Origin of the sequence: Streptomyces shenzhenensis, from assembly GCF_003688995.1 — a bacterium.
GTDB lineage: Bacteria > Actinomycetota > Actinomycetes > Streptomycetales > Streptomycetaceae > Streptomyces > Streptomyces shenzhenensis_A.
This window is the reverse complement of record NZ_PENI01000008.1, coordinates 35,426-58,084: the sequence shown is the minus strand read 5'-3', so window position 1 is coordinate 58,084 and position 22,659 is coordinate 35,426. Positions and strand designations below refer to the sequence as shown.

At 70.2% G+C, this 22,659-nt stretch carries 23 protein-coding genes and 1 pseudogene; 9 read left to right on the top strand and 15 right to left on the bottom strand.

Translation table 11 applies throughout. The annotated features are described in order from the left end of the window. Nucleotides 1–65: 65 nt before the first annotated feature. Nucleotides 66–1,055 (top strand): BtrH N-terminal domain-containing protein, encoded by a 990-nt coding sequence (locus CTZ28_RS15245; RefSeq protein ID WP_121889930.1) that lies wholly within the window; start codon nt 66–68, stop codon nt 1,053–1,055. Nucleotides 1,056–1,103: 48 nt separating this feature from the next. On the opposite strand, the gene CTZ28_RS15240 is transcribed toward CTZ28_RS15245, so the two are convergent. Both CTZ28_RS15240 and CTZ28_RS15235 read right to left on the bottom strand, forming a co-directional pair. Further along, on the bottom strand, nt 1,104–2,045 hold the full coding sequence (locus tag CTZ28_RS15240) for a hypothetical protein (RefSeq protein WP_121889929.1): 942 nt from the start codon (nt 2,043–2,045) through the stop codon (nt 1,104–1,106). Nucleotides 2,046–2,248: 203 nt separating this feature from the next. Continuing rightward, the gene (locus CTZ28_RS15235) at nt 2,249–2,416 is read right to left on the bottom strand and encodes a hypothetical protein (RefSeq protein WP_398656057.1); all 168 of its coding nucleotides are present in this window, start codon (nt 2,414–2,416) and stop codon (nt 2,249–2,251) included. Between the two features lie 186 nt (nt 2,417–2,602). On the opposite strand from CTZ28_RS15235, the gene CTZ28_RS15230 reads away from it, so the two are divergent. The 4 genes from CTZ28_RS15230 (at nt 2,603) to CTZ28_RS15215 (ending at nt 7,588) form a co-directional block, all read left to right on the top strand. Next, on the top strand, nt 2,603–4,036 hold the full coding sequence (locus CTZ28_RS15230) for an aldehyde dehydrogenase family protein (RefSeq protein ID WP_121889928.1): 1,434 nt from the start codon (nt 2,603–2,605) through the stop codon (nt 4,034–4,036). 740 nt (nt 4,037–4,776) lie between these two features. Beyond that, nucleotides 4,777–5,250, top strand: a complete 474-nt coding sequence (locus tag CTZ28_RS15225) for a carboxymuconolactone decarboxylase family protein (RefSeq protein ID WP_121889927.1) — start codon at nt 4,777–4,779, stop codon at nt 5,248–5,250. 211 nt (nt 5,251–5,461) lie between these two features. Further along, the gene (locus CTZ28_RS15220) at nt 5,462–6,361 is read left to right on the top strand and encodes an RNA polymerase sigma-70 factor (protein WP_121889926.1); all 900 of its coding nucleotides are present in this window, start codon (nt 5,462–5,464) and stop codon (nt 6,359–6,361) included. Between the two features lie 306 nt (nt 6,362–6,667). Further along, on the top strand, nt 6,668–7,588 hold the full coding sequence (locus tag CTZ28_RS15215; protein WP_121889925.1) for an RNA polymerase sigma-70 factor: 921 nt from the start codon (nt 6,668–6,670) through the stop codon (nt 7,586–7,588). Between the two features lie 54 nt (nt 7,589–7,642). Here the strand turns inward: CTZ28_RS15215 and CTZ28_RS15210 are convergent, their stop codons facing one another. Beyond that, nucleotides 7,643–8,449, bottom strand: coding sequence for a sigma-70 family RNA polymerase sigma factor family protein (locus tag CTZ28_RS15210; RefSeq protein ID WP_121889924.1), 807 nt, complete (start codon nt 8,447–8,449; stop codon nt 7,643–7,645). 310 nt (nt 8,450–8,759) lie between these two features. Here CTZ28_RS15210 and CTZ28_RS15205 point away from each other — a divergent pair, with 310 nt between their 5' ends. Then, the gene (locus CTZ28_RS15205) at nt 8,760–9,524 is read left to right on the top strand and encodes an SDR family NAD(P)-dependent oxidoreductase (RefSeq protein ID WP_121889923.1); all 765 of its coding nucleotides are present in this window, start codon (nt 8,760–8,762) and stop codon (nt 9,522–9,524) included. A gap of 121 nt (nt 9,525–9,645) precedes the next feature. Here the strand turns inward: CTZ28_RS15205 and CTZ28_RS15200 are convergent, their stop codons facing one another. The 4 genes and pseudogenes from CTZ28_RS15200 to CTZ28_RS15185 all read right to left on the bottom strand — a co-directional run bounded on the left by CTZ28_RS15200 (nt 9,646) and on the right by CTZ28_RS15185 (nt 11,615). Then, the gene (locus CTZ28_RS15200) at nt 9,646–10,377 is read right to left on the bottom strand and encodes an SDR family oxidoreductase (RefSeq protein ID WP_121889922.1); all 732 of its coding nucleotides are present in this window, start codon (nt 10,375–10,377) and stop codon (nt 9,646–9,648) included. Between the two features lie 85 nt (nt 10,378–10,462). Then, nucleotides 10,463–10,894, bottom strand: coding sequence for a ferritin-like protein (locus CTZ28_RS15195; RefSeq protein WP_259471634.1), 432 nt, complete (start codon nt 10,892–10,894; stop codon nt 10,463–10,465). After that, a pseudogene (locus CTZ28_RS49530) lies at nt 10,842–11,126 on the bottom strand (DUF5134 domain-containing protein); the annotation flags it as partial. The gene CTZ28_RS15195 and the pseudogene CTZ28_RS49530, both read right to left, overlap by 53 nt. Before the next feature lie 45 nt (nt 11,127–11,171). After that, a complete protein-coding gene (locus tag CTZ28_RS15185) occupies nt 11,172–11,615 on the bottom strand; it encodes a cupin domain-containing protein (RefSeq protein WP_121889920.1) in 444 nt (147 codons plus the stop codon). A 154-nt stretch (nt 11,616–11,769) separates the two neighbouring features. Between CTZ28_RS15185 and CTZ28_RS49285 the strand changes: the two genes are divergently transcribed. After that, on the top strand, nt 11,770–12,165 hold the full coding sequence (locus CTZ28_RS49285) for an OsmC family protein (protein WP_121889919.1): 396 nt from the start codon (nt 11,770–11,772) through the stop codon (nt 12,163–12,165). A gap of 43 nt (nt 12,166–12,208) precedes the next feature. Here CTZ28_RS49285 and CTZ28_RS15175 read toward each other — a convergent pair whose 3' ends face one another. Further along, the gene (locus CTZ28_RS15175) at nt 12,209–12,634 is read right to left on the bottom strand and encodes a GNAT family N-acetyltransferase (protein WP_259471632.1); all 426 of its coding nucleotides are present in this window, start codon (nt 12,632–12,634) and stop codon (nt 12,209–12,211) included. Between the two features lie 325 nt (nt 12,635–12,959). Between CTZ28_RS15175 and CTZ28_RS15170 the strand changes: the two genes are divergently transcribed. Then, entirely contained in the window at nt 12,960–13,706 is a 747-nt protein-coding gene (locus tag CTZ28_RS15170) for an SDR family oxidoreductase (RefSeq protein ID WP_121889917.1), read from the top strand. Between the two features lie 150 nt (nt 13,707–13,856). Here CTZ28_RS15170 and CTZ28_RS15165 read toward each other — a convergent pair whose 3' ends face one another. Continuing rightward, nucleotides 13,857–15,752: an N-acetylmuramoyl-L-alanine amidase gene (locus tag CTZ28_RS15165; protein WP_121889916.1), complete on the bottom strand. Its 1,896-nt coding sequence runs from the start codon at nt 15,750–15,752 to the stop codon at nt 13,857–13,859. A 595-nt stretch (nt 15,753–16,347) separates the two neighbouring features. On the opposite strand from CTZ28_RS15165, the gene CTZ28_RS15160 reads away from it, so the two are divergent. Continuing rightward, the gene (locus CTZ28_RS15160; protein WP_121889915.1) at nt 16,348–16,827 is read left to right on the top strand and encodes a hypothetical protein; all 480 of its coding nucleotides are present in this window, start codon (nt 16,348–16,350) and stop codon (nt 16,825–16,827) included. Here CTZ28_RS15160 and CTZ28_RS15155 read toward each other — a convergent pair whose 3' ends face one another. The 6 genes from CTZ28_RS15155 to CTZ28_RS15130 form a co-directional block, all read right to left on the bottom strand. After that, nucleotides 16,828–18,417, bottom strand: a complete 1,590-nt coding sequence (locus CTZ28_RS15155; protein ID WP_121889914.1) for a caspase, EACC1-associated type — start codon at nt 18,415–18,417, stop codon at nt 16,828–16,830. Continuing rightward, nucleotides 18,414–18,854: a hypothetical protein gene (locus tag CTZ28_RS15150; protein ID WP_259471631.1), complete on the bottom strand. Its 441-nt coding sequence runs from the start codon at nt 18,852–18,854 to the stop codon at nt 18,414–18,416. The genes CTZ28_RS15155 and CTZ28_RS15150 overlap by 4 nt, the downstream gene beginning before the upstream one ends. Nucleotides 18,855–18,981: 127 nt before the next feature. Further along, nucleotides 18,982–19,212 (bottom strand): hypothetical protein, encoded by a 231-nt coding sequence (locus tag CTZ28_RS15145; protein WP_121889913.1) that lies wholly within the window; start codon nt 19,210–19,212, stop codon nt 18,982–18,984. A gap of 308 nt (nt 19,213–19,520) precedes the next feature. Continuing rightward, entirely contained in the window at nt 19,521–20,897 is a 1,377-nt protein-coding gene (locus CTZ28_RS15140) for an MFS transporter (RefSeq protein ID WP_121889912.1), read from the bottom strand. Nucleotides 20,898–21,280: 383 nt separating this feature from the next. Next, nucleotides 21,281–21,904 carry a bifunctional 4-hydroxy-2-oxoglutarate aldolase/2-dehydro-3-deoxy-phosphogluconate aldolase gene (locus CTZ28_RS15135; RefSeq protein ID WP_121889911.1) on the bottom strand — a complete coding sequence of 208 codons (624 nt, stop codon included), beginning with the start codon at nt 21,902–21,904 and terminating at the stop codon, nt 21,281–21,283. After that, nucleotides 21,901–22,653, bottom strand: coding sequence for an IclR family transcriptional regulator (locus CTZ28_RS15130; protein WP_121889910.1), 753 nt, complete (start codon nt 22,651–22,653; stop codon nt 21,901–21,903). Before CTZ28_RS15130 ends, CTZ28_RS15135 begins: the two co-directional genes overlap by 4 nt. Nucleotides 22,654–22,659 lie beyond the last annotated feature (6 nt).

Here is a 22,659-nt window from a genome sequence, read left to right as displayed (position 1 = left end):
CGGGCAGCGGCACCCCAAGAAGAAGTGATGACCTGGCTGATCAGTCCTGTCCGGAAAGGCACGGCATGACCACGGTGAAGAACATCGATGCCCGCCGTACGCAGCACTGCGAGACGACGGCGCTCGGGGTGCTGTTGCGGCACCAGGGACTCGATCTGTCCGAGCCCATGCTCTTCGGCCTCGGTTCCGGCCTGTCCTTCGTCTACTGGGACAGCAAGAACATGGGCTTCCCCTTCCTCGGGGGACGGGTCAAACCCTTTGAACTCACCCGAAACCTGGCCGCCCGGCTCGGGCTCGAGCTCCTGGTCCAGGAGACCGTCTCCCCTCGCAGGGCATGGCAGAACGTGGTGGCGCCCATCGACGCCGGCCACCCCGTCGGGCTGCAACTCGACAGCTACCACCTGGACTACTTCGGGTCGAAGGTGCACTTCGGCGGTCATGTCGTCGCCATGTACGGCTACGACGACCGCGATGCCCACCTCGTGGACACCGCCCAGCAAGGCGGCACCGTGTCCACCAGCCTGACCAGCCTCGCCGAGGCCAGGGCCGCACGCGGCCCGATGACCGCCAAGCACCGGTCCTTCACCCTCACCGCTCCGCGGAACCTGCCCTCCCCGCGGGGCCGGATCGTTCCCGCCATCACCGCCTGCGCCGACGCCTTCCTCGACCCGCCCATCGCGAACCTCGGCCACCGAGGCATCGGCAAGGCGGGCAGGCTGGTACGCACTTGGCTCCAGCGGACCGACGCCCCGCAGCGGGACCTGCCACAGGCCGCCGACTTGATGGAGAAGGCCGGCACCGGCGGTGCCCTGTTCCGCAACCTCTACAGCGACTTCCTCGCCGAGTGCACCCAGCAGCTCGACAGCAGCCACCTGCGTGCCGGCCACGGGCTGTACGCCGAGGCGGCCACCCTGTGGACGGAAGTCGCGGCGCTGATCGCCAAAGCCGGTGAAACAGGCAGCGCGCAGTGCCTCGCACAGGCGGGCGCCATCCTCCGCGATCTCTCACGCACCGAGCACGAGGCCATGCGGGCGCTGAGCCGCCTGGGGCAGTAGGCACCCACGGCCACACCCTCGGACAGGCTCGGCCGGGGTCCGGGAGCTTCAGTGACGTCGGTACCGGGCCGCCATCGTGTGGAACACCTTCTTCGGTTCCCAGCGGGTCTCGTCGAGCATCCGGACCACGCCGTAGGAGCCGAGGTCGTGCTCCCCGGGCCTGCTGTAACCGGCGAAGGTGAACCAGAGCGCGGTGTCGATGCCTTCCTCCTCGAAGATGTCCAGCAACTCGGTGAGGTAGCGCGCCTGCTCCTCCTCGTCCGGTACCGCGCCGTGCGGCACCTGCCAGGCCATGCCGCCGCGCTGTCCCGCGTCCTGGTACGCACAGGTTCCGTACTCGGTCACCGCGACGGGCTTGCCGTGGGCGAGGTGCCCCCGCAGTTCGTCCCGGAAGCTGTCGGCGTTGTAGGCGGCGCGGTAGGCGTCGACGCCGACGAGGTCGAACGGACTCCAGTCGATGAACTCCCAGGGAGCGGAGGCGTATGTGACCCGCCCGCCGAACTGTGTGCGGACGGTCGCGGCGACCTCGGCGAGGAAGGCGTTGAGGCGCTCCAGCACCGGGCCGAGCGAGGACCACCACTCCATGTCGGCGCCGGCCATGGCCCGCAGACGGTCGCCGTAGGTGTCGCCCGGGATGAAACCGCCGCAGAACGCGCTCATCTCGCAGCCGGCCACGAACACCACATCGGCGCCGGTCTCCCGTACGGCTTCGGCCCGACGGGCGCAGTCGGCGAAGAACGGGAGCAACCGGCCGGGGGGAAGGTCCACGGGAAAGGGCGCGAACCAGATCTCGAGGCCGGCGTCCGCGGCGTGTCGAGCAGCGATGCTCAGCCGCTCGGGCTCGCGCCCGGAGATACGCACGGCGTCGCAGTGGAGCTCCCCGGCGATCACCGCCATGTCCTGCTGGACGGCCTCAGGGGTGAAGCTCTTGCGGGAGAGTTGGTCCCCCGGGAGGAACCCGGTGTCGTAGTTGATGCCCCGTGCGCGCACGTCCGTGTCCTTTCACCTGACCGTCACCGTGTCCCAGCAAGTAATAGACGCGCCGGGCGCCCTTGGCCAGGAGGGAGCGGCTCGCGAAGACGAGTTATGGCAAGGCGGGACTGTGGTCCTGCCAAGGCCACGGTTTCGGACGTGACCCGAACGCTTGGTGTCGGCCATACCGCCGTCCACAACACTGGCGCGGCACACCGGACTCATACCGCGGTACGGTCGTCGAGTCGGCGTTCGCCGGAGTGCTGCGGGTCGCCGCCTGCCACGAAGGCGTCCCTCGGGTGCTGCGCGGATGCCAGGGAAACCAGGTCTCTGCCGAAGAGCGCGGCCGTGAGCCGGACGGTGAGCACGCGGACCTTGCCGCTCGGCACCCGGTGGCAGCGACGCCGCCTGGTCGAAGGACGTCATCAGCCGGTCCCGAACGGCAACGGCCTCTTCCACGTGTTTCAGACCGATCGCTGTCGCCCGCTCCTCCAGGCGCCGGACGGCAATGTGATCCAGATCATGGGCATGGCCGACCATGGATGCCGTAGGACAGCCGGTGTTGCCTTGCGGGCATGAACAAGAACCATGACGTCCCCTTTCCCGCCCCGTCCCACTGGATCGACGGCCGTGCCGTTCCCGGCTCCGGACCGTTGATCGATGTCGTGAATCCGGCCGACGAGTCCGTGGTCGCCTCCGTGCACGAGGGCACGGCCGAGGACGTCGACACGGCGGTGGACGCGGCGCTCGCCGCCTTCCCCGGCTGGTCGGCGACCTCGCCCGAGGACCGTATCGCCGTGCTGCGGCGTGTGGCCGAGGGGATGCAGCAGCACAACGAGGCCATCGCGGCCACGATCACGCTGGAGATGGGCGCCCCGATCGGGTTCTCCCGCCAGGCGCAGGCGGGCTTCCCCGTGGCCTCGGCCCTCGCCGCGATCACCGCGGCCGAGCGGTTCGCGTGGACGGAGGTGGTCGAGAACTCGCTGATCGTCCGCGAGCCGATCGGCGTGGTCGGTGCCATCACCCCGTGGAACTTCCCCCTCCAGCAGGTGGTCACGAAGATCGTTCCGGCGCTCCTGGCCGGCAACACCGTGGTCCTCAAACCGTCGGAGATCTCGCCCCTGAGCGCCCGGATGTTCGCGGAGATCGCCACCGAGGCAGGACTGCCGGACGGCGTGCTGAACGTCGTACAGGGCACCGGTCCGGTCGTCGGTGAGGCGATCTCCCGGCACCCGAGGATCGACATGGTCTCCTTCACCGGGTCCACCGCCGCCGGCAAGCGGGTCTCGGTGGCCGCTTCGGACACCGTCAAGCGCGTCGCGCTCGAACTGGGCGGCAAGGCGGCTCACCTCGTCCTGCCCGAGGCCGACCTCGACCTCGCCGTCAACCGCGGGCTGGCCTACGCGTGGGCCAACGCCGGGCAGGCCTGCGGTGCCTACACACGCATGCTCGTCCCCCAGGACCTCCAGGGTCACGTCGTCGAGAAGCTGCGGGCGGCCGCCGCCGAGTACACGGTCGGCGACCCCTCCGACGAGGCCACGCGGATCGGCCCGGTCGCCTCGGAGACCCAACGCCGGCGCGTGGACGGCTACATCCGGCGCGGTGTCGCCGACGGCGCCACCCTGGTGGTGGGCGGGCCCGGCCGGCCAACGGGCTTCGAGACGGGTGCCTACGTCAGGCCCACGATCTTCTCCGACGTCGACCCCGACTCCGTCATCGCGCAGGAGGAGATCTTCGGCCCCGTCCTCGTCGTGATCCCCTATACCGACGACGACCACGCCGTCGAGATCGCCAACGGCACCGTCTACGGCCTCAACGCCGCCCTCACCGGTGACGCGGAGCACGCCATGGCGATCGCCCGGCGACTGCGCGTCGGCCAGGTCGACATCAACGGCGGGGAGCACAACTTCCAGGCGCCGTTCGGCGGTTACAAGCAGTCCGGCAACGGCCGGGAGATGGGCCGGGCCGGCCTCGAGGAGTTCCTCGAGACCAAGGCGATCACCCGCTGACGGGCGCCGTCGCCACCACCCAGGGAAGGCGGCCGTCCCCGTCTTCCCTGTGCGAGTGCCGCCACGGACGAGTGTGCTGGTTCACAGCGGCCCGTACGGCCTTCCCCGCGCCTTCGTTCTCGTCGGTCCGGCTGACGGTCGGATGCCCGCGACGGGGAGGGGTCGTCCGGACGCTCCCTGAGCGCGGGCAGCGTGCCGAGCGCCCGCCGTGGTCGGGGCGTGGTGGCCAGGTCCTCCTCGGCCCGGACGACCTTGCCACCCATGACCGGGCGGGCGCCCCATCGACGGGCCGGCCGGGCGACCAGGGACAGTCCGCGCCCGTTCTCATCGGTGCCACGTACCCCGACCCGCAGCCGCGTCCGGCAGTTCACCGGGCTTCACCTTGTCAGCGCTGGTCATCGGGCTCGTCCTCATCAGGTGGCTGGGGGTTCGGGTGCGGGAGGAAGCCGATGCGCAAGCGACCGGCGGTGCTCCGGTCGGTGACAGCGCCGTTGCGCGGCCGGTCCGGCTCTGGCCCCACCCGGCCCGGCGGCGCCGGCCCTGGGACCGGTAACGCCGGGCCCCTGCCCACGACGGTTCGCCGCCGACGGTTCTACTCGGGCCGGCTCCCGTGCGACCGCTCGAACCGTGACAGGGCCGCACGCGTCGCCCCACGCATCACGTGCGGCTTCCTGTCACAGATCACGGAGCCACTCGGTCAGTCGTGTGTACCTCCCCCATCGGATCGCAAGGAGATCACCGTGGAATCGCGCCTCAACTACTTCGGGAACCCTCTCGGGGCAAAGGTGCTCAAGCACATCAACTCGGCCAACAAGGTGATCGCGGACTCGACGCTGCCGACCGTCGTCCTGGAACTGGTGAAGCTCCGCGCAAGCCAGATCAACGGCTGCGGTTTCTGCACCGACATGCACAGCACGGACGCCGCACACGCCGGTGAGACCCCGCAGCGGCTCAACCTGGTCGCCGCCTGGCGCGAGGCCACGGTCTTCACCGACGCCGAACGCGCCGCCCTCGAACTGACGGAACAGGGCACCCGCATCGCCGACGCGGCCGGCGGCGTCACCGACGAGGCATGGGCCAACGCCGCCGAGCACTTCGACGAGGAGCAGCTCACCGCGCTGATCTCCCTCATCGCCGTCATCAACGCCTACAACCGCATCAACGTCATCAACCAGCAGCCCGCCGGCGACTACCAGCCCGGCCAGTTCGGCTGACCGCCACCAGACACACATGCCGGGGCTCCCCGCTCGCGCAGCGGGGAGCCCCGGCCGTCAACCGCTGGAGCAGCCTTTCGCGAGCGCACGGCGTTCACGACATGAGTGCCACCGTGTGGTCACAGTGTTGACTCGGTGTGCCCGCCCGCTGCCGCGAACGTACGCTGTGGCTGCTTGTAGCATGGTGGTCTCGTCGCCGGAAGGGACAACGATGCACGCCGGGAATGATGACGCCGATGCCGTTGACCAGGCGACGAAGGCATTCCTTGCGGCACGGCCCCGGCTCTTCGGCATCGCGTACCGGGTCCTCGGCAGCTCGGTGGAGGCCGAGGACATCGTCCAGGAGACATGGCTGCGGTGGCACAACGCGGACCGCACGAACGTCCTGGAGCCGACCGCCTTCCTGACCACGGTCACCGCACGGCTGGCCATCAACCTCGCCCAGTCCGCGAGGGTGCGGCGGGAGTCGTACATCGGGCCGTGGCTTCCCGAACCCATCGACACCGGTCCGGACCCGCACGTGGGCGCGGAACGAGCCGAGGCGCTCGAGCTGGCGGTTCTGTTCCTCTTGGAAAAGCTGAACCCCGTGGAACGCGGGGCCTACGTCCTGAGAGAGGCCTTCGACTACCCGTACCACCAGATCGCGGACATCCTGGAGACCAGCGAGGCCAACGCGCGCCAGCTGGTGAGCCGTGCCCGCAAGCATCTGGCCACCGAGCGCAGGAAGCGGGTCGGTCCGGCTGAGCACCGGCGGCTGCTGGAAGTGTTCCTCGCCGCGGCGCAGACGGGCGATCTGCCGGCGTTGGAGGAACTCCTCGCCGCGGACGTCGTCAGCTACACCGACGGCGGCGGGATGCGCGGCGCCTCGAGGATCCCGGTCATCGGGAGGCTGCGGGTCGCCAAGTACCTTGCGGCCTTCGCGCCGCGGTTCTGGCCCTCAGCGGACGTCCAGTGGGTCGAGGCCAACGGACGGCCGTCCCTTCTCGTCTCGGCCGGCGGGAACGCCGTGGCGCTGCTGTGCATCGATGCGTCCGCCGAGGGGATCGACCGGATCATGTGGGTGATGAGTCCGTCCAAGCTGTCGCCCTACGTGGCGTCCCTGAGCGCCTGATCGCCTCCCCCGGCGGTGTCCCGCTCCCTTGAGCGCGTCGGGAGCGGGACTCGGCACCGTCAGTGCCGACTGGTGATCTCCTTGTACTCCCGCTCCGTGGGCTTGGGGCCGCGGCTGAGCCCGGCTCACAGCCGCTGGGCAGTGACATGCCGCGACGGGCGACCGCCCGCCGCACGCCGGCGGCGGGTCGGCACGGCGAACCTGTCACAGCACGCGGAGCCATCCGGTCAGTGAGGCAGAGGTGATGGGAGCGTCTGCCGCCTGGAGCACCGACAGGCCGGCCGGAGGAACGGAGACAGCACGATCATGCAGCGCGAGCCGTCCCCCACGGAAAGCACCCTGGAAGAGGCCGTTTCTGTCTTCGTGGAGCTCCGGCCGCGTCTGTTCGGCATTGCCTACCGCGTGCTGGGGAGCGTGGTCGAGGCCGAGGACGTGGTTCAGGAGGTGTGGCTGCGCTGGCAGAAGACCGACCGCTCGGTCGTGGTCAGCCCCGTGGCGTTCCTGTCGAGCACGACGACTCGGCTGGCCATCAACGTGGCCCAGTCCGCCCGGGTGCGCCGCGAGACCTACATCGGCCCCTGGCTTCCCGAACCCGTCGACACGAGTATCGACCCCGAGATGGGTGCTCAGCGGGCGGAAGCGCTGGAGCTTGCTCTGCTCCTCGTACTGGAGAAGCTGTCTCCCACGGAGCGGGCCGCGTACGTCCTGCGCGAGGCATTCGACTACGCCTATGCCGAGATCGCGGAGATGCTTCAGCTCAGTCTCGTCAACGTCCGGAAGATCGTGAGCCGGGCCCGCAGGCATCTCGCTGCCGAGCAGCGGGAGACCGTGGACGCGGTGGAGCACCAACGGCTCCTCGATGCCTTCGTCTCGGCGGCACGGACAGGAAATGTGGCCTCGCTGGAGGCTCTCCTCACCCCGGACGCCGTCAGCCTGTCCGACGGCAACGGCATCCGGGGCGCCGCTCGCATCCCCGTCCTGGGCCGCGCTCGCGTGGCGAACCTGTCGACCGCCTGTCCGCGGTTCTGGCGCGGGGTGCACGTCCGTCCCGTCGAGGCCAACGGGCGCAGCGGCGTGCTGCTCCACCGGGACGGCCGGCCCAGGGCCTTCCTGACGGTGGCGGCCTCCCATCAGGGCGTTCACCAGGTGATGTGGGTGTTCAACCCGAGCAAGATCTCCGCGTTCATCGGCTCGCGCTCTCGCCACACGACGGCACTCGGCCCCTGATCAGGCAACGCCCCGGCCGTACCCGGCACAGCGGCTGTGGACGCATGGGATGTGTCAGCGGCGGGTGGGGCTGGGGCGGTTCCAGGTACGGAGCTTGTCGGGGTTGAGGACGGCCCAGATCTGGATGACGTGGCGGTCGGCGACGTCGAGGCTGATGACCGCGGCGACCAGGTGGTCGTAGCGCACGACGAGGCCGGTGCGCCCGTTGACGGACCTGGTGTGCAGGGCGGTGCGCGGATGCCGGGGCAGCAGTGTGAGCAGGCTGCGGGCGACCTGGGTGTTGCCGCGCACCGGTTCGACCAGGGCCCGGATCTTGCCGCCGCCGTCATAGAAGGCCGCGGCATCGGGTGCGAGGACGGATGTCAGGAGGGCCTCGTCCTGTGTCGCACAGGCCCGCCGCACCGTGCGGACGACCGCGTCGTGCTGCTGCGGCGCCGTGTGCCGCGCACGCCGGGCCCGGAGACTGCGGCGGGCGTCGCCGGCCGGCTCGGTGCACTCCGGTCCCGGGTGTCGCACGATGTCGGCGACCGTGTGCGGCGCCCCGAACACATCGTCGAGCACGAACGCGGCCCGTTCGGCCCCCCGGCCGCCGGTGCCGCCCTCCCTCGCGCAGGTGTGGTCGTTGCCGGGCAGGATCAGCCGGGCCAGGCAGATGCTGCCGGTGACCTCGGCCAGCCAGAAACGCGGCGCGGTGATCCGTGCCCGAGCCGGATCGGACAGCGCGAACCACCGTCGGTAGGTTTCGTCGACGACGGTCTCTGCCGCACCGCTGCTGCCCAGCATCCAGTGGGCGACGTCCAGCAGATGACGCCGTTCGTCGAGCAGCTCCGCGATCGGCACCGCGTCATCGGCACGGTCCATACGGCATCCTCCCTCTCGCACGGCACCGCACAAGACAGCCACCGCGGCAGTCATCCTGATGTCCTAGACCGAACAGATACAGATCTTGTGACGTGCCTCTGTGGTGCTCCGCACCCGCGGCCCGGTGCGCACTGCAACTGCTGCAACCGGCCGCCGAGTTCCTGCACGACGGTGGGGGCGTGCCCGGCGGGCCGCCTGTCACACATCACGGGGCCGCTCGGTCAGTCGTGTGTACCGGCCTGTCCGCCCGGCCGACGCCCGGCGTCGGCCGGCGTCGGCCGGGCCCCACGAACGTCGTACGAAGGAAACCATGTCCAGTTCAACCCCACCGCACTTCATGGACCGCGTCGCCATCGTCACCGGAGCAGGGTCGGGCATCGGCCGTGCCACGGCGCTCGCCCTGGCCGGGGCGGGGGCACACGTCCTCGGCGTGGGACGCCGCCAGGACGCCCTGGAGGAGACGGCTCGCGCCCACCGCAACATCGCGATTCTGCCCCTCGACATCTGCCGTGAGGGCGCCGCGGAGATCGTCGTGGCCGACACCCTCGCACGGTGGGGTCGACTCGATGTGCTCGTGAACAACGCGGGCGCCACTGCCGTGATGCCGCTGGCGGAGACCGACCCGTCAGTGATCGCCCGCCTCTTCGACCTCAATGTGACGGCCCCGAGCATGCTCGCCCACGCGGCGCTGCCGCACCTGCGGGACTCCTCGGGTTCCATCGTCAACGTATCGAGCACGTACGGCCACCGCCCGCTGCCCGGCGGAGCCCACTATGCGGCCACCAAGGCCGCCCTGGAACAGCTGACACGGAGTTGGGCACTGGAACTCGCGGCCGAGGGGGTACGGGTGAACGCGATCGCTCCCGGTCCCACCACGACGGACGTCCTGGCCGCGGCCGGCCTTTCGCAGGAGGCCGTCGACGGGATGTTCGACTATGAACGTGACCGCATCCCGACGGGCCGGCTCGGTGCCCCGGAGGACGTCGCGGGCTGGATCGTGCGCATCGCCGATCCCCTGGGCCAGCACATCACGGGTCAGGTGCTGACCGTCGACGGAGGACTTGAGCTGGTCTGACCCCGTACGCGGATTCCGGCAATCGAGTACGGGGTCTCCCCGTGGCAATCGCCGGCCGCCGCTGGATCTTTAGGTGTTCAGCCGATGACCGGCGCTGACGGGCTTCTGGCGCGGGGGCGGTTCAGGAGAGCCAGTCGCGGTAGTGGGTGGGGGCGATACGGGCGTCGCCCCTGGCGATGAGCGCATCGCCGCTGACGGCGGCGAAGATGCCCGCGGTGTCGTCGGTGACGACGGTGCGGCCGTCGGGGTGCGCGTCGAGGGTGATCCGGCCGAGGTCGTCGAGGGGAAACACCTCGGGTCCTGCGATGCCGAGGGTGCCGTTCAGCGGGGTGCCGACGGCCACTTCCGCGACGGTGTCGGAGACGTCCTGGGCGGCGATCGGTTGCAGCGGGGTGCTGGGCAGGCGGACCGTGTCGCCCTCGGTGGTCCAGGACAGGACCGCGTCGATGAACTCCATGAACTGGGTGGCGCGGACGATCGAGTAGGGGATCGGCCCGGCCTTGAGGATGTCTTCCTGAAGAACCTTGGCCCGGTAGTAGGCGGCCTCGGGTACCCGGTCCGCGCCGAGGATCGAGAGGATGACGACGTGCCCGGCCCCGCCCTTCTGCGCGGCGGCCAGGAGGTTGTCCATCGAGGTCCGGAAGAACGCCGGGGAGGCGTCGTCGAAGGTCGGCGAATTGGTCAGGTTGACGACAACGGCGGCGCCGGCCACCGCCTCCTCCAGTCCCTTGCCGCTGATCACGTCGACACCCGTGGACATGGAGTGCGGTTCGGCCTCGTGTCCGGCCGCGGCCAGCTTCCGCACGACCTGCGACCCGATCAGTCCGGTTCCACCGATCACTGCGATCTTCATGGGGTATCTCCTGTCCTGCGCCGATGGGTCAGGCGGTCCTGCGTCCAGCCTGCGCCGGTGCGCTGCCGGACGCATGCGCGGGCGCTCACCGGCGGCGTCCGGGTTCGGCGTACTCGAAGGTCGGCCCGGCCGTTGTGCCGTCGCCGTCGGGCATCTCCATGCCCAGAGGGTGGTCGGCACGCCGCGGATCGGGGCGCATCGGATGGATGCCGGCGAGGCGGTCCCCGTCCCAGACGGCGCCGCGTGCCGTGCCCTCGCCCTGCTCGACGATCTCCTCCAACGCCGCCAGTGCCGAGCCGAGGTCGGTGACCGCGGTCAACTGCCCGCCGGTGTGGGCGAACGGACCTGCGGTGACCTGGCGGGCCGGGTCACCGCAGAAGACCTCAGGCTCGCCGAGTTCGGCGCACAGGTGGCGCAGGCCCTGCTCGATCGCGTCGTAGAACTGCCCGATCGTCTCGTAGTGGTCACCCTCTGCCGGGGCGCCGGGCAGCGCCGGCTGTTCGAGACGGAGAAACATGATCTGTGACAGCCTCGCCGGGGCCCGGCGGACAGTGGTGCACGGTTCCGGCCGCATACGGCTGCCTCCGTGCCGCCGCGACCGGCCTCGATTCCTGCCGGTGGCGGACAGCGCTCAGCGGGAACCACACAGCGGCGGACGCGAACCAGGCCGGCTGCACCTCTGGCAGCACGCACCCCCCGGTCCACGGCATCACCGCCATGGCCACAGCCATGACGGTGTGCAGGAGATGGTCGACTCGGCTGCGCTGTCAGCATGCCGTAGGCAAAATGGGAGGTCAGGCGGCGGGCCGCGGGGTGCGCAGAGAGGCACGCTGTGCCAGCTCGTCCTCGTCGACCAGTTCGAGCATCGGCTTGCCCGGCGCACACATCATGGTCACGACGAAGCGGGTCCGTGCGTCCGTCAGCGCGTTGCCGTCCTGGTAGTGGATGACATCACCACCCGGCTCCCAGAACGTCCCGCCGGCCTCCACCACACGCTCGGGCTCGCCTTCGAGCTCGAAGCGGACCGCGCCCTCGATGACGTACCCGAAGGCCGGTCCCGAGTGGCGGTGGGGCGGGGTTCCCGGGTCACCGGGCTCCCACTCGACGTGAATCGTCATCGCCGAGGCACCCTCGGGGATGGTGAGCGGTGCGGCATCCTGCAGCATCTTCACCGCGGTCTTCCACGCCTCCGAGCGTGGCTGCTCACCGGTCCCGTTCACTGCGTCCTTCTGCGACATCGTGTTGCACCTCCATCGGTCCACGGCGCCATGGGCCCGGCACACTGTCCGTCGGGCGGTTCTCGCGCGCCCGCTCCCCATGGCCGTCTTCCAGTGATGACCGGACGCGCCGCGCATCTGTGACACGAGTGACGGCATCCGCCCCTCCCGAAACATGTTCGGCGGGGAACCCGGCGCGGACTGCGCCGCGGTGCAGTGGGCCCTGCCTCGGCCCCGGCGTCTCGTATCCCCTGTCGGCGGGACAGGCCGAGACCGTGGCCGGGGCACGAATCCCGAGCAGTTGTTCGCCGCCTGCTTCCACGGCACGTTGAGCCTGGTGGCACGACAGGCCACACTCGGTCCCGGCGCGATCGCCGTGGCGGCCACGGTCGGGTTCGGGCCGGTTCCAGGTGGCGGCAGCGGCTACGTCCTGCGCGTCGACCTGGTGGTCAAGTGGCCGGACATCGCCCCGGAGATCGCCGCCCCGCTCCTGGAGAAGGCCCATGCGCTGTGCCCCTGTGCGCGGATGGTCTCGCACGGAGCGCCGGCCACCCTCGCGCCGGCTCCCTGACCGGCGCTGCCGCCCGCCCCCGCACACCTGAGGCCGCCTCGGTTCACCGAAGACGCAGCGCGGTCGCGATGCGGTCCGTCTCGGCCCACACCGTGGTGACGCCCCCCTCGGACAGACGGCGGACGGGCACGGAGGCGTGGCGCAGGATGACAGGGATCCTCTCGTCGCCGGGCAGGATGAGCCCGTAGACCTCCTTCCAGCCGCCCCTGACGGCCTGGGCGCCGAGTCCGCGCAGGAGGCGGCTGCCGAGCCCGCTGTTCTGCCAGTCGTCCTCCACGAGGAGTGCCGCTTCCGCGTTCTGTCTGTCCGGCATCAGGTGGGCGACCGCGACGATGTCACCGGAGGTCCGTCGCACCGCGAGATGGACCGAGCCCGGTCGTGCGAGCAGCGTGCGCAGATAGGAACGCGGATCGCCCATGGCCCGGTGATAGCGGCTCCACAGCGTATGCACGGAGCATCTGCGATGCATGGCCGCGGCTCCTTCGACGTCCTGGGGCCCGATGCGGATGACTCGGGATTCGTCGCGCATGACTCTCTGTTCCGCAGCCGTGCGCGTGAGCGGTCCTGCGCGTTCGGTCTGTCTTGTTCGGCAGTGGCATCAAGGTTCGTCCGTCCATGAGACCAGACGGCGACCCGCTGTGTGACTGCCCATGGTCGCGGCGAGCAAGCGCTCCTGTCACAACCGGGGCCGCTGTCCTGTCTCTCTCTTCACCGGCACATTCACCCGGTGTCGGCAGGCGGTTCAGCGCACGAAGTGCGCGCCGCGCACTGAAAATCTCCGAGAGGAATCCGTTGTGAAGGTCGTAGTGATCGGTGGAACCGGGCTCATTGGTTCGAAGGTGGTTGCCAAGCTGAACGAGCACGGTCATGAGGCGGTCGCCGCCGCTCCCAACACCGGTGTCAACACGCTGACGGGCGAGGGTCTGGCCGAGGTGCTGAAGGGCGCGTCGGTCGTGATCGACGTGTCCAACTCCCCCTCGTTCGAGGACGAGGCCGTCATGGACTTCTTCCGCACGTCCACGACCAACCTCCTGAAGGCGGAGTCCGAGGCCGGCGTGGCGCACCACGTGGCGCTGTCCGTGGTCGGCACCCAACGCCTCCAGGACAGTGGGTACTTCCGCGCCAAGCAGGCCCAGGAAGAGCTGATCAAGGCGTCCGGCATCCCCTACTCCATCGTCCACGCCACCCAGTTCTTCGAGTTCATGAAGGCCATCGCCGCCGCGGCCACCGAGGGCGACACCGTGCGCCTCGCCCCCGTGAAGATCCAGCCCGTGGCCTCCGACGACGTGGCCGCGACGGTGGGCCGCACGGCGGTGGGCGACCCGGTCAACGGCGTGGTGGAGGTCGCGGGCCCCGACGCGTTCCAGCTCGACCAGCTCATCGGCAAGGGACTGGCGGCCAAGAACGACCCCCGTACGGTGGTGGCGGACGTGCACGCCCCGTACTTCGGTGCCGAGCTGAAGGAGAGCACGCTGCTGCCCGCTCCGGGCGCGCACATCGGCGGGACCCGGTTCGCCGACTGGCTCGCGCGGCAGCAGTGAGCCAGTGGGGGTGGCCCCTGCCGGCAGGGGCCACCCCCATCCGCGTGATGTCCAGCGTGCGCGGGGAATGCACCGCCACCGGGACGCCCACGGCGTGATGACCGTATGCATGCCGCCCGTCAGGGCGGGCATGCCGTCACGGCTTCGCGATCAGCGCTTTGCCACCACGTCGGACTCGTACACCAGGGCCACACGGTGGTTGTACTGAACGGTGTACATCTTCTTGCCGCCGGTCACGACGGTGCCGCTGGAGGGGAAGTAGTCGTCGGTGGCCGCGGGTTCCGCGGTCGCCACGTACGCCTGGCCGGCGGGGATGTCGTAGAAGCTCAGCGGTGCCTGGGTGGAGGGCGAGAGCCCGGCGGGATATTCGTCCCGGTCCGGGTAGCTGCTGCCGTACACCGCGGCGGGCTCGGTCCCGGCGGCCTCGATCACGGTCACCCCCTGGGCGGGGGTCGTGTTGCGCCCGTACGGGTTGTAGAACCACACCTTGCTGCCGCTGTACCAGATGGCCGTCCAGGCGCCTTGCTGATCGGCCACGACGAACTGCTGTCCCGCCTGTGCGGTGCTGCCCCAGTCGTTGATCCTGTTGGTACCCGCGCCGTCGGGGTGGATGGCCTGGTCGCCGAAGAGCGGTGCGGTGCTGCTGGGTGCCGTACGCAGGTAGACGAAGTCGGCCGGCTGGCGCCGTTCGGTGCACTCGGGCGTGGCACCCGTCGGATCGTCGGACGGGCAGACCTGCACCGTCTGCTGGTTCCGGGTGAACCCGGGCGCGATGGTGACCGCTTCCCCGATTCGTGCGCTGCCGTGAGCCGCGTCGACGGGAGCACCGAGGAGACGCATGTAGCGCTCCCAGTTCCAGGACGGGCCCGGGTCCCAGTGCATCCCGGAGACGAGGGAGGAGTTCGGTCCCGGCACGTTGTCGTGCCCGATGATGTGCTGCCGGTCCAGCGGAATGTCGAAGCGGTCGGCCAGATACCGGACGAGTTCCGCGCTGGCCTCGTACTGGGCCTGGGTGTACCACGTCCCGTTGGCGGCGGCGTAGCCCTCGTGCTCGATGCCGATCGAGTGCATGTTGGTCGAGTAGTTGCCGGCCTGGAAGGACAGGTCCTTGGTGGGCACCATCTGGGTCACGGCACCGTCCGACGAGCGGATCACGTAGTGCGCCGAACCGCCACCGGGGGTCTGGAAGGTGTTGATGGCCGACTCGTAGGACGACTCGGTGTCATGGATGACGATGGAGTCGATCCGGATGTCGTTGGCGGGCCGGTCGGACACCTGCCCGTTGGCGGCCGCAGCGGGGATGAAGGCGCAGTCGAGGGCCGGCGGGCACTCGGTCTGCGCGGCGGCCGTCGCCTTCAGATGCAGGCCGGCCAGCTGGTCCGTGGCGGGCCGGACGTCAGTGACGGCGTTCAGCCGCACCCGCTGACCGTCCTCCGTCGTCTCGCTGACGCCCTTCTCGACCGACGCGAAGACCCGGTCGGCGAACGCCTTCGCCCCGCGCTCCTGCTGGGCCCCGCTGTAGCGGGCCACGGCGGCGTACCACTTGCCCGGATCCTCCGGTGTGCCCCCGGTGGTGGACTTCGCGTAGGAGGCCAACAGGGCAGCGCCGCCACGGATGTTGGCGGCCTCGTCCGCGCGCAGCTGCTCGGCGGGCAGTCCGGTCAGCTCCGCCGCCGCCTGGAGGGTGTGCAGCGCGGGGGCGGCGGCCATCTGCTTCAGATCCGCACGGCCCGCCGCTCCCGCGTCGCCACCGGCCATCATCTCGGGCGTCACATCCGTCAGATGCATCGGACCGTAGCCGCCGCTGGTGCTGGGTTCGCCGGGGTGCGGTTCCCAGGCCGACTGGTGGTAGGCCACCCCGAGCAGGATCGGCAGCGGGACGTCGAACTCGGCCGCGGCCCGCTCGAACGCCTGCTGCCGGCCCGCCGTCCGCGAGTCCGGGTCCGCTGCCTGGGCGAGCAGCGGAACGGAGGTGACGCCGGCTGCCGCCAGGGCACCGGCCGTGATCAGAAGTGGCAGCCGCCGTCGCGGCCTACGCTTGTGCACTGCAATACCTTGCCTTCACGTGATGATGAGCGTGTCACAGTGTTCCAGCCGACTGCGCGGCTCTGTGAACAGGGCCGGGGGTACGGCCCGTTGGACAGCGCTGCGCGGCCGGACACATCCCGCCTGCCGGGCCCCGCCGCCCCGGATTGCGCCCGCCACGGATGGTGGAGTTGACACTCTCTCACATTCTGCAGTGACGACATGGTGAACATCCCACGCAGGTCCGGTGTGACCGGCACGGGCATCGCCCCCTCCACTGGTCTGCGCCGTCATCGGCGGTCGCGGAGCACCCGCGCTCCGGCTTCGTACGACCCGGACAGCGAGGAACACGGCGGATCATCCGGTTGACAGGACGCCTGGCGGGCGGGCGATCGCATCACGACGATCGTGTGTTCGCACCCCGTTGCATCAGTCGCACACAGTGGCAATAATCCAGGAGATGTCCATCTGCCTCGTTTCTTCGCGTTCCCATCGTCAGGGGTGCGCTGAAGATCGCTGCGTATGATGTCGGGGAATACCCGATTTCCGCGTCCGGGCGGGGCGACACCGCAGGTGAGCCCGGCGCGGCAGGATGGGGTGAGGATGAGAGGATCACATGGTTTCTGGAACCCGCGCGGCACACGACATCGAGCTCACCGCCGAGAGCCTTCAGGCCGAATTGGCACGCCTGCAGATCCAGAAGCAGTCGCTGGAGAGGGAGTTGGCGGCGGTCCTGGCCCATCTCGGCTCGGTGCACCGGGCCCTGAGCACCCTTGAGACCTTGATGCACGCCCCAGCCGACGAGGCCGTGACAGCGGTCTCCCCGCGGCCCGACAGGGACGCGGAAGGTCACGCCGCGGCCGGCACCGACACGGACGGGCAGAAGAAATACGGCACGCTCACCGGGCAGATCATGGAGTACTTCGCCGCAGTCGGCGATGTCGATGTCCGGGCCCGCGATGTTGCGGCGGCTCTGGGGCGTGACTCCGACAGCGGAAGCATCAACGGGGTCCGCAGCACGCTCGACCGCCTTGTCGGCGCCTCGCGTATCCGCCGGACCGGCCGAGGCCTCTACCGGGCCCCCGGAACATTGTGATCAGCCTGTCACACGGTGTGTTTCTCCGTCTGGGGCCCCGCCGGGCGGCGGTCCGTCCTTCTCACGCAGGCCGACCCGCACCAACAGGTCACCGCGGCCGTCGCCCTGGGCCCGCGGCATGCCCCGGTTGCGCAGGCGGAGGGTGTGGCCGTCGCGTACACCCGGGGAGATCAGCACGGTGCTCCGGCCGTCCAGCGGGGTGTCGAGGGGGAAGGCACCGCCGAGCGCGGCTTCGGCCCGAGTGAGGTCCAGACGGGCACGGAGGTCGTCGCCGTCGCGTACGAAACGAGGGTCCGGACGTTCCTCGATCTCGATGTACAGGTCCCCTGACGGTCCGCCGCCGGCTCCGGCCTCGCCCTGTCCGGCGAAGGTGAGCCGCGTCCCGTCGGTGCTGCCCGCGGGCACCTCGACAGTGAGCGCGCGCCGGGCGCGGACCCGGCCCTCACCCGCACACTCGGAGCACGGCTGGGGCGGGACCGTACCGAGGCCGTCGCAGCGGTGGCAGGGCCGTACGTCGGTCCGCGGCCGGACGAGGCCTCGCAGTCTCACCCGGGTCTCGCCCCGGCCCCCGCATTCCTGGCATCGCTGTGCCGTCGGTTCCCCGGCCGTTCCGACGCCGGCGCAGTTCGGGCAGACGATCGCGGTGTCCACGTCGACGTCCTTCTTCGCGCCCCGTACCGTCTCGGCGAGGTCGAGTTCCAGGGTGAGAACGACGTCCTCGCCCCTCCGGGCGGACACCGTCGGCTCCGGTTGCGGCTGTCCCCCGTCCCGGGGCCCGGCCGCGGAGTCGCCTGCCGGCCCGCTCTCCGTCGTGTCCCCCGCGAAGGGCGGCCGTGACGTGGCGACCCTCGCGATCGTCACCTGGTACTCCACATCCGCCCACATCCGAGGCCGCTGTCTCACCCCCGACCGATACAGGGATTCGTACACGAAGTCGTAGAGCTCGGTCACCGTGATCCGGCCGTCGCCGTTGAGGTCGGCCGCGCCCGTGGCCAGGCCCCTGATCAGCGCACCGGTGAAGAGGGACGGCTGCGGAACCCTGGTGCGCAACCGCTCTCCCTCCCATGCGTACTCGGTGCGGCTCGTCGCCGTCAGCACCACCCTGCCGTGACCGCCCAGCTCGTCCCGGACGTGTACCTGATCGTCTCCCTTGGCCCCGGGCACGAACGCCCCGCTGTAGCAGCAGTCGAGCAGAACCACGATCGTGCGGGCTCGGCAGCCGTTCATCCGGTCGCGCAGGAAGGCGGCCGGGATCGCGGTGGACGCGGGCAGGTCGCGGTCGGTGTCCAGCGCGGCGAAGTAGAGGCTGCCGTCGTCGTCCTTGATGCCGTGGCACGAGATGTGCAGCAGGAGCAGGTCGTCGCGGCTGCGGTCCCGGAAGAACTGTTCCACCGCGCGCATCGCCTGGTGGGCCCGTGCGTCCTTGAGTTGTTCGGTCCGAAACCCGCCGATGTAGGGGTCGGCGAGCACGGCCGCGAGTGCGGTGCAGTCCTGGCTCGGTGAGCGAAGCGACCTGAGTGAGGTGTCGTCGTACGTGTCGGTGGCGATCAGCAGCGCATCCCGGCGGCCCTCGCCTCCGGCGACACTCATCCGTCCTGCCCGGGAGCCGGCGGGCGGAGATCACCGGACGACGGCGGCTCGCTGACCCCCGACGCGCCCGCCCCTTCCAGGAAGGCTTCCAGCAGGCGTTGTTGCTGCTCGCTCGTGGCGTGGCCGATTTCGATGCTGCGTCCGTCCAGCTCCACCCTGACCGTACGGACCGGGCGGTTCTGCATCCATGTCTCGACCAGGCGGAGAACGGGACGCAGCACGGCGGGCGCAAGGCTGACGGCAAGCGCGCCGACCGCCAGGAGTTCTCCCGACTTGGCCCCTTCGGGAGGCAGGCCGTCGGACCGGACCCGCCGGACGTCCGCCACGTCCAGTTCGAGCAGCAGTCGTCTCAACTGCCCTGTGAGGGACTCCAGTTCCTCCGCATCCACATCGGCCTCGCCCGACACGACCAGGTGCAGAGTTCCGCCCTCGGTCATTCTTCCCCCTGCTCCCTGCTCGTCGTTGTCCTCCGTCCAGGATATTGGCGAACGGCACGATGGATCAGCCGAGTTGGAAGCCGCGGCAGTGCTGTCTCCGCCGAGGACGCCACAGGGGCGAGGCTGCTCAGCGCGGCCGGTGTCGGCGGTGATAGGCGTCGCTCGTCGTGGGCAGGGAATTGTCGACCGCTCGGGCGTTGAACGAAACCCGGTCGATCTGCGCCTGGAGGCGTGCCTCACGCTCGATCAGCAGGCCGTCGGCCGTCTCCGTCCGACTGCTGGTCCGACGCATCAGGATGACGACCAGGAGCACGACGGCCCCGCCGAGTACGCCGAACAGTACGAGCACTGCGGTCATCTCGTCCCCCTTCCTCTCCCCCAGGCTCCCATGAATCGCTGGTCGGCGTCCTGCGTGAGAGTCTGGAGCGTGCCGGCGTCAGGTCGTCCCGTCCGCGCACAGGACGTCCTGCGGCACTATCGTGGCGCCGCGTTCCCGGTCGTGTCATTGCCGTGGACCGGCAGTCTTGGCCCGGTTGTCGTGCCGGTCGCGACGCGTCATCGCCCCGGTGACGGAGCGCTGCCCGCGTACGGCGCTTGCGGCCCCGACAGTCGGTCGGGACCGCAAGGTGCCGGCGCGGGTGTCCGCCGGCTCGCCTCGCGCGTGCTTCAGGCGTGCGAGGTGAGCGCCGTACTGCCGTCGCCGTCGAGTGCGCCGGAGTCCGCCCGCTCCGCATGGGTGCGGGAGGAACGCGCCAGGGCGAGCGCCAGCAAGGTCAGTGCCTGGCAGACGATCACGAATCCGACCACCAGCCAGGGCCCGTCCACCGCGGCCACCAGGGCGGTCGCGATGAACGGGGTGGTGCCTCCCAGCACCATCACGTTCAGCTCGCGGGAGAAGGCGATCGCGGTGAAGCGGTAGCGGGTCTCGAACAGCTCCGACAGGAACGCCGACTGCGAGCCGAGCATCGCGCTCTGCCCGACGCCGTAGGCGATCGTCATGGCGAGGACGATCAGGACGGGCTGCTCGGTCTGCAGCAGCAGGAAGTACGGCGGGATGTAGCACGCGGTGAAGATGGCCCCGCCGGCGAGTACGGGCGCGCGTCCCACCCGGTCGGAGAGCCGGCCGAACAGGGGCACGGCGACGATGCTGCTGGCCATGGCCACGACCACACCGACCGTGGCCACCGTCGCCGAGACGCCCAGGGTGTTCTTGAGGTAGCTGAGCGAGAACGTGTTGACGAGATAGCCGGCCACGTTCAGCCCGGAACCGCACAGCAGGCCCACCACGAGGTGGCGGGGGCGCTCCCGCAGCGCTTGGACGACGGGGATCTTGCGGGCGGTTGACGTCGTGCCCTCCTGGGCCCGGATGGTCTCCCGGGCCTGGACGAAGTCAGGTGTCTCCTCGATACGGCTCCGGATGAACAGGGCCACGGCGAAGATGACGAAGCTGGCCAGGAAGGGGATGCGCCAGGCCCAGCCGAGCAGGATGTGCTCGGGAATCGTGGCGAGGATCGAGAAGAAGCCGGTCGAGAGCACGAACGCGGCGCCGACGGAGGCCTGGGCGAAGGAGGTGTAGAAGCCGCGGCGGTCCTCGGGCGCGTACTCGGCGACGGTGGTGACGGCTCCGGCGAACTCGGCGCCCGCCCCTATGCCTTGCAGGATGCGGGTGATCAGCAGCAGGACCGGGGCCCAGCCTCCGACGACGTCGTAGGTCGGCAGCAGGCCGACGGCCACGGTGGCCGCTCCCATCAGTGTGATGGTGAAGACCAGGACGGGCTTGCGTCCGACGCGGTCGCCCACGTGTGCGGCGATGAGGCCGCCGAGGGGCCTGACGAAGAACGCCACGGCGAAGACCGCGAACGAGGCGAGGGTGCCGGCCACGGAACTCTGGCTCGGGAAGAACAGGGGGCCGAAGACCAGCGCGGATGCCACGCCGTACAGCGCGAAGTCGTACCACTCGATGACGGTGCCGATGGAACTCGCCACGACCACACGTCTGATGGCCTTCGGGTCGAGCTCGGCTGAGGAGGGTGTGCGTGCCATGTAGGACTCTTTTCAGGATCGCCTTGCTGGTTCGTCGTTGAAATGCAGTGCGATGCCCCGGTACGGGGTGTGCGGCTCGTGGGCTGCCGCCGGGAGGGGCTGTTCCGGAACGGTGGGGTGTCGTCGGCGGAGCGGCGCGGCATGGTCCCCGCGCGGTCGGCACGCGGCGGTCTGCGGCAGACCGGAAGACGGGCGGGGGTCGTATGACGGCCGTTGTTCCGCCGGCCGGCGCAGGGCAGGGGCCCGGCGGTGAGCTGTGCCGGTGTCGACACCTGCGCGACTCGTTCTGCGCGCGCCGGTGTGAAGCTGCGGGTCCGCGGAGGGGGTGTCGGCGGGCCCGCAGTGGGGCTGTCGGCTTCCGGGAGGTGTTGGGTGGCCGAGGGTCAGTGCACGGGGCTCACCGCCTCCCGCAGGAGCGGCAGGGTGGTCGGGTCGGCCAGGGCCGAGCCCACGGCGACCGCGGCGCATCCGGCTGCCAGGAATGCGGCGGCGTTGTGGGCGCTGATTCCGCCGGTGGCGACGAAGTGCACGTCCGGGAACGGCGCGAGGTGTGCGGTGATCCAGTCGGCTCCGAGCTGTTGGGCGGGGAACGCCTTGAGCCAGGTGTGCCCGAGGGCGAGAGCGTTGGCGATGTCGGTGGCGGTGGCGACGCCCGGCAGGTGGGGAAGGCCGGCGTCTGCCGAGGCCTCGACGACGTCCGGGTGCAGTCCGGGGGCCACGGTGAAGGCGGCACCGACGTCCCTGACCGTCCGCAGCCGCTCGGTGGTGGTCACCGTGCCGGCCCCGACGTGTCTGCCGTGGGCGCGGGCCGCTTCGGCCGCCGCTGCGAGCGAGGGCAGGGCGGCCGCGGACTGGACGGGGATCTCGACGAGGCCGACGCCGAAGTCCCAGGCGTGTCGGCACAGTTCGACGGTGGTGGCCGGGTCGTGGCCGCGGAAGATGCCGATGACGGGGGTAGCGGCCAGGTGCCGGGCGAAGAAGTCGTCGCTGTGGTCGGCAGGGGTCATGGGGTGTTTCCCTTCCAGCCCAGTTTGGCGCTGATCTGCTGGGCGGCCTTGCGGAATTCGTCGAGGTGGGCGCGGAGTTCGGTGAGCGGGGCGACGGCGGACAGCGCGGTGACGGAGATGCCGTGGGTGACCTTTCCGCGGGCGTCGAAGACGGGCAGGGCGATGCAGTTGATGTAGCCCTCGTGTTCGCCGTCGTCCTCGGCCCAGCCACGGGCCCGGGTCTGGCGCAGATCCTGGTCGAGGGACGCGCGGCTGGTGTGTGTGGTGTCGGTGTAGCGCTCGAACGTGGCCTTGCCGAGGATCCGTTCCTGGGTCGCCGGATCCTGGTACGCGGTGATCACCTTGGCGACACCCGCGGTATGGGTCTGGGCCTGGAGGCCGATGCGGGAGCCCATGGCGACACTGCCCCTGCCGTCGATCTTGTCGACGTAGACGATGCGGTCACCGACGAGTTCACCGAGGTGGACGGTGTGGCCGTGACGCTCGGCCAGCTCCTGCAGCACGGGATGCGCGAGCGACCGGGCCTCGACCTGATCGAGGGCGAGTTGACCGTAGGCGATGAGCTGGAAGCCCATCGCGTAGTGCCCGCGGGCGTCCTTGCGGACGAACCCGGCCTCTTCCAGGGTCTGCAGGAGCCGCAGAGCCGTCGACTTGTGCACCCCGGCGCGTTCGGCCACCTCGTTGAGGGAGCGCGGCTGCTGGGAGACAAAGCCGATGATGTCGATGGCGCGGGCGACTGTTTGCGACATGGGGGT